Below are 9,500 nucleotides of genomic sequence, written 5' to 3'. Positions count from 1 at the left end.
CGTCCCGGGTGGTGGAATTGGCCCGGGTGGCCGAGACGCACGGGTTCTCGCACGTGTGCGTTCCGGGTGTTGCCTAGTCCAAATAGTCCCGCAGGACCTGGGAGCGGCTCGGGTGGCGGAGCTTGCTCATCGTCTTCGACTCGATCTGGCGGATCCGCTCGCGGGTCACGCCGTAGACCTGGCCGATCTCGTCCAGGGTGCGGGGCTGACCGTCGGTCAGGCCGAAACGCAGCCGGACCACGCCCGCCTCGCGCTCGGAGAGCGTTTCCAGCACCGACTGGAGCTGGTCCTGGAGCAGGGTGAAGCTGACCGCGTCGACCGCGACGACCGCTTCGGAATCCTCGATGAAGTCACCGAGCTGCGAATCGCCTTCGTCACCGATCGTCTGGTCCAGGGAGATGGGCTCACGCGCGTACTGCTGGATCTCCAGCACCTTCTCCGGCGTGATGTCCATTTCCTTGGCGAGCTCTTCGGGCGTGGGCTCGCGGCCCAGGTCCTGCAGCAACTCGCGCTGGATGCGGCCCAGCTTGTTGATGACCTCGACCATGTGCACCGGGATACGGATGGTGCGGGCCTGATCGGCCATGGCGCGGGTGATGGCCTGGCGGATCCACCACGTCGCGTAGGTCGAGAACTTGTAGCCCTTGGTGTAGTCGAACTTCTCGACCGCGCGGATCAGACCGAGGTTGCCTTCCTGGATCAGATCCAGGAACGCCATGCCGCGGCCGGTGTAGCGCTTGGCCAGCGACACCACGAGTCGAAGGTTCGCCTCGAGCAGGTGGTTCTTGGCCCGGTTGCCGTCACGCATGATCCACTGCAGATCACGACGCAACTGAACGGTGAGCTTCTCGCCCTTCTCCGCGAACTCGCGCAGCTTCTCGGTGGCGTAGAGCCCGGCCTCGATGCGCTTGGCCAGCTCCACCTCCTCCTCGGCGTTCAGCAGCGCGACCTTGCCGATCTGCTTCAGGTACGCGCGGACCGAGTCGGCCGAAGCCGTCAGCTCGGCATCCTTGCGCGCCTGGCGCAGGGCCTCGGATTCCTCCTCGTCCCAGACGAAGTCGCCGGAGGCCTTGTCCTTCTCGGAGGGCTCCTCGGCCTCTTCGGCCTCGGGGGTCTCACCCTCCTCGGCTTCCTCGGCCTCGTCCTCGACGACCTCGTCGACCAGATCGGTCTCGTCGACCTCCAGGTCGCCGAGATCCTCGAGCTCGACCGATTCGTCCTCGGCGATCTCGATCGGTTCGCCGTCGGGCCCGATCTCGGCCTTCTTGGCGCCGGCCTTCTTCGGAGCAGCCTTGGCGGCCTTGGCGGGCGCCTTCTTGGCCGCGACCTTTTTGGCTGCGGCCTTCTTGGCCGCCACCTTCTTGGCCGGAGCTTTCTTGGCGGCAGCCTTCTTGACCGGCCGTGCTGCGGTGGAATCTGCGGAGTCGGCTTCGTCAGCCGATTCGGCGGTCTCTCGGGTATTCGTGGCTACCACGTACGCCCTTTCGTGACGGTCTCGTGCGGCGTCACGCCAGAGTGGTGATCCGGCGGAGCGGTCTGTCGGGGGATACCGGCGCGAGTGCCGGGTTGGTTTTACCGGCTTGCCGCCGGTCTTGTTCCATTGTAACGATCGAACCAGGCTGCTTACGGTGCGATACCGCTAGACACAGCCATCGCGGCTCCGACAATGCCGGCGGTGTTCTTCAAATCCGCTGCCACAACGGGAGTTCGGTTGGTGAGCAAGGGAATCCATTCGTGGTGGTCACGACTGATGCCGCCACCCGCCACGAACACGTTCGGCCAGAAGAGGTTTTCCAGCGTCACGAGCACCTTACTGACTTCCACGGCCCATTCCGGGTAGCTCAGCCCCTGGCGATCCTTGATCGAGGCGGCCGCCCGGTGCTCGGCCTCGCGCCCGTCGACCTCGATGTGGCCGAGCTCGCTGTTGGGCACGAGCACTCCGTTGTACATGATCGCGGACCCGATCCCGGTCCCGAACGTCAGCAACATGACCAATCCGTGCAGATCCTTGGCCGCGCCGTAGGTGTCCTCGGCGAGTCCGGCGGCGTCGGCGTCGTTCAGGACCGTCACCTCGCGACCGCCCAGCGCCGTGCTGAACAGGGCGCGCGCGTCGGCCCCGATCCAGGTCTTGTCGATATTGGCGGCGCTGCGGACCAGCCCGCCGATCACCACGCTCGGCATGGTGATGCCGACCGGGCCGTCCCAACCGGCCTGGGCCACGACCTTGGCCACCGTCTCGGCCACCGCGGCGGGCGTGGCGGGCTGCGGGGTCGCGACCTTGATCCGCTCCTGGATTAGTTCACCGGTAGCCAAGTCCACCGCGGCGCCCTTGACACCGCTGCCGCCGATGTCGATTCCGAACGCGTGGCCCCGCTTGGACATGACGAACTCCCCGTTCTCCCGGCTGATGAGGTGTGGTGTGCACGACAAGCCTAATGCGCGGTGTGCCGGATCTGTGCTGCGATGGGCATCGTGCCGGAATCCGATATCACCACCACCGCATCGAACACCACCTCGACCTCCGCCGTGGCCGACATCGCCGAACTACGCCGCGTAGCGGTACATCTCGCGCAAACCGCCGCCGCACACGTGCGCACGCGCCGCCCCCAGGTCTTCGAATCGGGCGCGGTCGCCGGGGACGCCGTGCAATCCAAGAGCACCCCCACCGACCCGGTCACCATCGTCGACACCGAAACCGAACACCTGGTGCGCCGCCTCGTTGCCGAACTGCGCCCCGGCGACCACGTGGTCGGAGAAGAGGACGGCGGCACCCTGCTGGCGGACCCGGAGGCCGTGCAGTGGGTGGTCGATCCCATCGACGGCACCGTCAACTTCGTCTACGGCATCCCCGCGTACTCGGTCTCGGTGGCCGCGGTGCGCGGCGGGCGATCGGTCGCGGGCGCGGTGGCCGACGTCGCCGGCGGGGTGACCTACAGCGCCGGGCTCGGGCAGGGCGCGCATCGCACCGGCCCGGACGCGTCGCAGATTCCCTTGCACTGCAATCGGATTGCCGAGGTCTCACTGGCGCTGGTGGCGACCGGATTCGGGTACGGCACCCGCCGCCGCGCGCGCCAGGGCGAACTGCTGGCCCAGGTGCTCCCGCACATCCGCGACATCCGCCGGGTGGGCTCGGCCGCCCTGGACCTGTGCATGGTCGCCGAGGGCCGCGTGGACGCCCACTACGAGCACGGGCTGAATCTGTGGGACTGGGCCGCGGGGGCGCTCATCGCCGCGGAGGCGGGCGCGGAACTCATCCTGCCCGAGCCCGGCACCGGGGGAGCGGCGGGCGAACTGGTGGTCGCGGCCGCGCCGGGCATCGCCGGCGAACTGACCGGTCTGCTCGAAAAACTCGGTGTCACGGCCCCTATCCCGCAGTAGGACAGACCCGTTGACAGAACGCGAATCGCCGCGCCCCGGGTGGGGCGCGGCGATCGGTGAAGCGGTCCCGATGGATCGGTGAAAACGGTTCCGAGAGCCGGTCAGGAACCCGGGTTCAGCACTTGGCGTGCCGGGCGGCCGACAGCAACTTGGAGTCGATCGCCGGCGACGTGCCAGCCGGCGCGTTCTTCAACGCCCGCAGCACCTCCTCGGCGTCGGTGCTCGGCCGCAGATCGCGGAAGAGCGAGCCGAGCACGAAATCCACCGTGTCGTCGCCGCGGGAATCCTCGATGAGTTCCGCGCACGGCGCGACCAGCTGCACCGCCGCTGCGGCCGGGCGCCCGCTCACCCCGAACCGAATCTGGCCGGTGCACTCCAGATCTCCGTTGACGTAGACCGGGTCGTTGCCCACCTGCACGTCCGGCGCGCTGGCGAAACCCAGGTCACCCAGGCCCGCCGCGACGTGCGCGGCCTGCCCGCGCTGCCCGTTGGCGTTGAACACGCGCACCTTGGACTGCGACAGCGGCACCGGCTCCACATCGCGCAGGAACCCCTGTCCCTGACGCGTGCCCATCGGGGCCGGAGCGGGCGCGCTGGTGCTGGACGCCGGGCTGGGCGAATTGCAGGACATCGCACCCTGGTCCGATTCGGCCGTCGTGAGCGCGCGGAACCACACCGCGACGCAGATCACGGCTATGACGCCCACCATGGCTGCCCACGGCTCCCAGCGTCGCCGGATGAAGTGCCGCCCCTTGGGGTCGGTCGAGTTGCCTTGGGTGATCAGTGAAACCACGGACATCACTCTACGAACACGAGAGGTCCAGCGCGCGCAAGGCACCGGTAAGCCGCCCTACTTCTCGGCAAGTCGGCCGGATCGTGATCAGGGCGCGGGAAGATCACGGCAGCGGTGAGCTAGGTCTCGGACCGTTCCCCCGGCGGTGACGATTACCCCTCAGTTTCGAATCACGCGTGTTTTGATTGCGACTTTTGGGCCGGGGTCCGCTATTGTCTGGCGGCCCAGATCGTATCGCCCGGGTTGAATCGGGGGTTCGATTTCGGGAACAACAAGGGCATGTCCTGCGTTGACCGAGCGCGATCCGGTGCGGATCAGGAGCATCCGGCCCGATCGGTGACCGGTGTACGTGTGGCGTACACCACGGGCGGGGCGGCGAAGGCCGGTTCGGTTCCCTCGGGAATCGGGTCGCCGGGAGCCGGTCCGGGATCTACGGAGTAAGGACGAGGGGAAGACGACATGGCAACCGACTATGACGCACCACGGCGTAGTGAAACCGACGAAGTGTCGGAGGACTCGCTGGAGGAGCTGAAGGCTCGTCGCAACGAGGCGGCATCCGCCGTCGTGGATATCGACGAATCCGATACCGCGGAGTCGTTCGAGCTTCCCGGCGCGGATCTGTCCGAGGAGGTGCTCTCGGTCCGGGTCATCCCGAAGCAGGCCGACGAGTTCACCTGCTCGAGCTGCTTCCTGGTGCACCACCGCAGCCGTCTCGCCAGCGAGGCGAGCGGGCAGCTGATTTGCATGGACTGCGCGGCCTGAGTACTTCTGCCGAACAGCCCTGAGCAGGAAGTTCCGTCTGCCCGCGCTCGGGACACCGAGCGCGGCCAGTTTCAGCCCGGGTAACAACGAGCGCTGGCCGGTACTGGCCGGCGCTCGACACAACGCACACATCCGGATTCGTTCGGGTCGATGAAACGCTGCCCCATCAGGCAGCGTTTTTTGGCGTCGGAACAGGCGCCGCGGGGGGAGAACTCAGCTCGCGTTCTCGATGCCGAGGGCGGTCAGCACCCGCTCCGGACGACGGGTGCTGACGAGCCAGTACGGCGTCGGGTCATCGGGATCGTCGAGCACGAGCAGCACCAGCGAACCGATCCACGCCCGATGCTGAACGTAGGCGGCCGGATCGAGCTGACGGCCCAGCGCCGCGCTCTTGGCACTGCCCGGCACGCTCGCGCCACGCGCGACGAAAGTCGCGGGCAGATGCGCGCGATCGACCCGCAACTCCGGCGTACCCGACTCGTCGCGCACCACCTCCACCCGATGCCGGGACAGCCACAGCAGCACCCACACCGGAATCGGGAACAGCAGCACGTACGGCAGCCACGCCCGGATTCCCGGTGCGCCCATGTGAATTTCGGCGGCCAGCAGGCCGGTGATCGCCAATCCGACGGGCCACCACCACAGTGGCACCCACAGGCGCTCGGAGTAGAGGGGTTCGCTCTGGCGCTGGGGTTCGGTACTCACCTGAGGGGACTGGTCGGACACGACATCAGACTAGGTCAATGAGTTGGACGCCGAACGCGTAGGCTCGGCCCACGTGACCGGTATTCCGACTGTTCCCCTGCTGCGGCTCGATCCCAGCATGCCCGTACCGACGCGCGCTCATGAGGGCGACGCGGGCGTGGACCTGTGCACCACCGAGGACGTCATCATCGAACCGGGAGAACGGGTGCTGGTCGGCACCGGCCTCGCGGTGGCGCTGCCGATGGGCACGGTGGGGCTGATCCATCCCCGGTCGGGGCTGGCGGCCAAAGCGGGCCTGTCCGTCGTCAACACCCCCGGCACGGTCGATGCCGGGTACCGGGGCGAGATCAAGGTGTGCCTGATCAATCACGATCCGCGCACGCCCATCGAGCTCCGGCGGGGCGACCGCATCGCGCAGCTACTGGTGCAGCGGGTGGAACTGGTGGAATTCGTGGAGGTGGACTCGCTCGACGACACCGAGCGTGGCGCAGGAGGATACGGATCGAGCGGTGGGCACGCGAGCCTGACCGCGGGATCCGGTGGGGTGGGCCAGGTTGCCGGTAAGGAGGCATGACGATGTTCGGGAAGAAGAAGCGCAGCGGTGAGCCGGAGGATTCCGGTCAGTACGGCGACGAGTACTACGACGAGTACGACGACGACGCCGAGTACTCCGACGACACCGACGAGTTCGCGACGCAGGGCTACGCCGAGCCCGAGCCCGAACCCGCGTACGAGGCGCCGGAGCGTGATGACCGCACCGGCCCCTACAACTACGACGACGTCGCCGATCGGCTGGGCACGGTGTCCGAGCAGCGCCTGGATCTGGGATCGGTCATCGTGCCGGTGCCGCCGGGCGGACAGTTGCAAGTCGAGATGACCCCGGACGGCACCCCGCAGGCGGTGCACCTGGCCACCGAGCACGGCCGCATCACCGTGGCCGCCTACGCCGCGCCCAAGTCCGCGGGTCAATGGCGTTCGGTGGCAGCCGATCTCGCCGAGACCCTGCGCAAGGACGGCGCTCAGGTGTCGGTGCAGAACGGCCCGTGGGGACGGGAGCTGCACGCGGTCACCGAGGGTGCGGACCTGAGGTTCATCGGCGTGGACGGCTACCGCTGGATGGTGCGCCTGGTCGCTGCCGGCCCGTCCGGCGCGGCCGTCGACGGTGCGCCGCTGGTGACCGCGGCCCGCGCGATCATGAGCGAAACCGTGGTCAGACGCGGGGACGAGCCGCTTCCCGTGCGCGAACCGCTCCCGGTGGTCCTACCCCAGGAACTCGCCGACCAGCTCGCCGCCGCCCATCAGCAGCAGCTGGCCGCTCAGCAGCAGGCCATGGCGGCCCAGCTCGCCGCGATGCAGGGCGGCCCCCAGCCGATCCCGACCGCCGCCCCCCAGGAGCCGCGCCGCGGCGCCGAGGGTTCGGCGATGCAGCAGCTCGGCCTGAATTAGGCAGCCACCCCGCCCCGAACAGGGCGAGTACGCGAACGGCCTTCGCACCCGACGGTGCGAAGGCCGTTCTGCTGTCATGAGATTCGGCACACCGCGAGCCGACAATGCCGGGTCGTGCCGGTCGACGCGAAGTAGCAGACCGCCGGTTACCGCGGTTGCGGAATTCGGCGTGGGCCCGGGTGGTCAGCGCGAGGCGACGCGGGGGAGCAGGCCGGCGATGCCGCGGGCGCCGAGGATCGCGGGGTCCGCGCCGAGCTCGTCCAGGGTGATGCGGTGCAGGCGGGCGTCGGGGATCAGGGCGGCCCAGCGTTCCGCCACGGCGATCGGGTGGACCGGGTCGTCGACCGCGCCCACGATGTGGACCGGGGCGGTGATCGCGGCGAGGAGGCCGGGTTCGGGCCAGGCGTAGGCGGCCGCTTCCTCCAGGGCCGCGGGCAGATCCGGCCACTGGGAGCGCCAGGACCGGGTCAGGGCGTCGGCGAGCCAGGCGGGGCTCGAGGCGCGCATGCGCTCGATCATCGCGTCCAGGCCGTCGGCGCGCAGCTGGGCCGCGGTGGCGGCGGCGCTGAGCGCGGCGGGGCAGCCGGTGGTGTCCGCGCCGGTCCAGGCGGGCAGGGCCGCGACCACGCCGTACGTGGCTGCGGGGTGCCGGGCGGCCCAGTCCACCGCGACCGCCGCGCCCAGGGAGATGCCCGCGATCAGGATCGGGCCCGACCGCGCGGCGGCGTCCAGCGCCGCGTGATAGCTCTCGATCACGCGCAGCGGGTCGGGATCCACCGCGACGCAGGCAATACCGGCTGCGGTGCAGGCGGATTCGAAGGCGCGGCGGGCGAAGTGGGCGTCGGAGCCGGTTCCGGGCAGGGCGACGGCGACCGCCGGAGTGGGGAGATCGGGCACCGGGCGAGCGTACTGCGACGGGCGCGCGTGGCGAGGGGAGGCACTCACCTCTACAGTGGCGGTGTACGGCCACAGCCGATCGCGTGGCAAGAAACGAACGACGTGCGACCCACGCCGTGTTGCTCTACAGGAGAGCGTGCGAGATGCCATCCACGGGTGGGAAGGACACCCCGTCAGGCTATTTCCGGCGATTGAGCCGGCGCCTGACGGCGGATCTGGATCGATTGGATGCCGAAGAGCTCGCCGAGACGTCCGAAGCGTCCGGCGCGTGTCAGGCGTCGCAGTGCAGGCGCGGCGAAGAGGTCACCATGCTCGGGCGGCTGCGCAGCGTCGAGGCCTGTCCGAAGTCCGCGGGCGCGGAATTCTCGGCCGAGTTCTTCGACGGCACCGACAGTGTGTCGCTGATCTTCATCGGTCGGCGTCGCATCCCCGGTCTGGAGCCGGGGAGACGTATTCTGGTCCGCGGCCGCGTCGGCGAACGACGCGACGGCGGCAAGGTCATCTACAACCCCTACTACGAACTCCGTGGGAATTCCTGACGCATGTCGATACCGACCAGCAGCAACGACGAGGGCCGCAGGCCCACCGAGACCCGGAGGCCGCTGGAGGATCGCGGCGCGTACTCCGAGAACGGCGCCGAGCTTCTCGAAGCCGACCGCGCCGAGGTCGAGGCCGAGGAACAGCGCGAGGCCGAAACCCAGCAGACGCTGCTCGAGCAGCTGGGCGGTTTCAGCGGCCTGATCTACTCCTCGCTGCCGGTGCTGGTGTTCGTGCCGGTGAACTCCCTGCGCGGGCTGGGTCCCGCGCTCTGGGCCGCCATGGGTGTGGCCATCGCGATCCTGATCTGGCGTCTGGTGCGCAAGGATCCGATCCAGCCGGCGATCTCCGGCTTCCTGGGCGTCGGCCTGTGCGCCTTCATCGCCTGGCGCATGGGTGAGGCCAAGGGCTTCTTCCTGTTCGGCATCTACGCCAGCCTGGTGTACGCGGGCGCGTTCCTGGTGTCCCTGCTCGTGCGCTGGCCGCTGGCGGGTGTCATCTGGGGCATGTTGAACGGGCACGGCAGCGACTGGCGCGCCGATCGCCGCGCGATGCGCCTGTACGACCTGGCCACGGCGGTCTGGGCCGTGGTGTTCGGCGCCCGCTACCTGGTGCAGAACCACCTGTACGCCTCCGACAGCACCGGTCTGCTGGCCGTGGCGCGCCTGGCCATGGGCTGGCCGCTGACCGCGGTCGCGCTGGTGGTGACGGTGTGGGCGGTGCGCCGGGCCGGTCATCTGCCCGTGGCGTCGAGCAAGAGCAAAGCGGCTGCCCGCGACTGATTTCCGGGGCGCGACCCCGCGACAACCGGCCGATCCACCGCGGATCGGCTGTTCAGGACCTCGACAAGGGCCGTTCGAGCATCAGCTCCAACGCCGCCTAAACGGCGGATTTCCCACCCCCCCACACCAAACGTAAACGGTATGTGTATATGAACAACACACCTAATAAAAACAAAACACAACACCAAAAAAACGTTTTT

General features: G+C 68.8%; 11 protein-coding genes. 6 read left to right on the top strand and 5 right to left on the bottom strand.

The features are described 5' to 3' along the window. Positions 1-73: 73 nt before the first annotated feature. A complete protein-coding gene (locus ABZ319_RS38895; RefSeq protein WP_354991603.1) occupies positions 74-1,474 on the bottom strand; it encodes an RNA polymerase sigma factor in 1,401 nt (466 codons plus the stop codon). A gap of 149 nt (positions 1,475-1,623) precedes the next feature. Further along, the gene (gene ppgK / locus ABZ319_RS38890; RefSeq protein WP_354991602.1) at positions 1,624-2,382 is read right to left on the bottom strand and encodes a polyphosphate--glucose phosphotransferase; all 759 of its coding nucleotides are present in this window, start codon (positions 2,380-2,382) and stop codon (positions 1,624-1,626) included. Positions 2,383-2,487: 105 nt separating this feature from the next. Between ppgK and ABZ319_RS38885 the strand changes: the two genes are divergently transcribed. Then, complete coding sequence (locus ABZ319_RS38885; RefSeq protein WP_354991605.1) at positions 2,488-3,378, top strand: inositol monophosphatase family protein; 891 nt, start codon at positions 2,488-2,490, stop codon at positions 3,376-3,378. Positions 3,379-3,493: 115 nt separating this feature from the next. On the opposite strand, the gene cei is transcribed toward ABZ319_RS38885, so the two are convergent. Next, entirely contained in the window at positions 3,494-4,171 is a 678-nt protein-coding gene (gene cei / locus ABZ319_RS38880) for an envelope integrity protein Cei (protein WP_354991601.1), read from the bottom strand. A gap of 459 nt (positions 4,172-4,630) precedes the next feature. Between cei and ABZ319_RS38875 the strand changes: the two genes are divergently transcribed. Then, the gene (locus tag ABZ319_RS38875) at positions 4,631-4,933 is read left to right on the top strand and encodes a DUF4193 domain-containing protein (RefSeq protein WP_327145210.1); all 303 of its coding nucleotides are present in this window, start codon (positions 4,631-4,633) and stop codon (positions 4,931-4,933) included. Positions 4,934-5,146: 213 nt separating this feature from the next. Here ABZ319_RS38875 and ABZ319_RS38870 read toward each other — a convergent pair whose 3' ends face one another. Then, complete coding sequence (locus ABZ319_RS38870) at positions 5,147-5,659, bottom strand: DUF3093 domain-containing protein (RefSeq protein WP_354991600.1); 513 nt, start codon at positions 5,657-5,659, stop codon at positions 5,147-5,149. 52 nt (positions 5,660-5,711) lie between these two features. On the opposite strand from ABZ319_RS38870, the gene dut reads away from it, so the two are divergent. Further along, positions 5,712-6,212: a dUTP diphosphatase gene (gene dut, locus ABZ319_RS38865; RefSeq protein WP_354991599.1), complete on the top strand. Its 501-nt coding sequence runs from the start codon at positions 5,712-5,714 to the stop codon at positions 6,210-6,212. Positions 6,213-6,214: 2 nt separating this feature from the next. Continuing rightward, complete coding sequence (locus ABZ319_RS38860; protein ID WP_354991604.1) at positions 6,215-7,084, top strand: DUF3710 domain-containing protein; 870 nt, start codon at positions 6,215-6,217, stop codon at positions 7,082-7,084. A 183-nt stretch (positions 7,085-7,267) separates the two neighbouring features. Here ABZ319_RS38860 and ABZ319_RS38855 read toward each other — a convergent pair whose 3' ends face one another. Continuing rightward, positions 7,268-7,981 (bottom strand): alpha/beta hydrolase, encoded by a 714-nt coding sequence (locus ABZ319_RS38855; protein ID WP_354991598.1) that lies wholly within the window; start codon positions 7,979-7,981, stop codon positions 7,268-7,270. 143 nt (positions 7,982-8,124) lie between these two features. Between ABZ319_RS38855 and ABZ319_RS38850 the strand changes: the two genes are divergently transcribed. Then, positions 8,125-8,520 (top strand): OB-fold nucleic acid binding domain-containing protein, encoded by a 396-nt coding sequence (locus ABZ319_RS38850; protein WP_354991597.1) that lies wholly within the window; start codon positions 8,125-8,127, stop codon positions 8,518-8,520. A gap of 3 nt (positions 8,521-8,523) precedes the next feature. Further along, positions 8,524-9,300 carry a DUF3159 domain-containing protein gene (locus ABZ319_RS38845; RefSeq protein WP_354991596.1) on the top strand — a complete coding sequence of 259 codons (777 nt, stop codon included), beginning with the start codon at positions 8,524-8,526 and terminating at the stop codon, positions 9,298-9,300. Positions 9,301-9,500: the final 200 nt, after the last annotated feature.

Source organism: Nocardia sp. NPDC005978 (genome assembly GCF_040614455.1).
Classification (GTDB): Bacteria; Actinomycetota; Actinomycetes; order Mycobacteriales; family Mycobacteriaceae; genus Nocardia.
The sequence above is the reverse complement of the archived record's forward strand: the minus strand, read 5'-3'. Positions and strand labels throughout refer to the sequence as shown.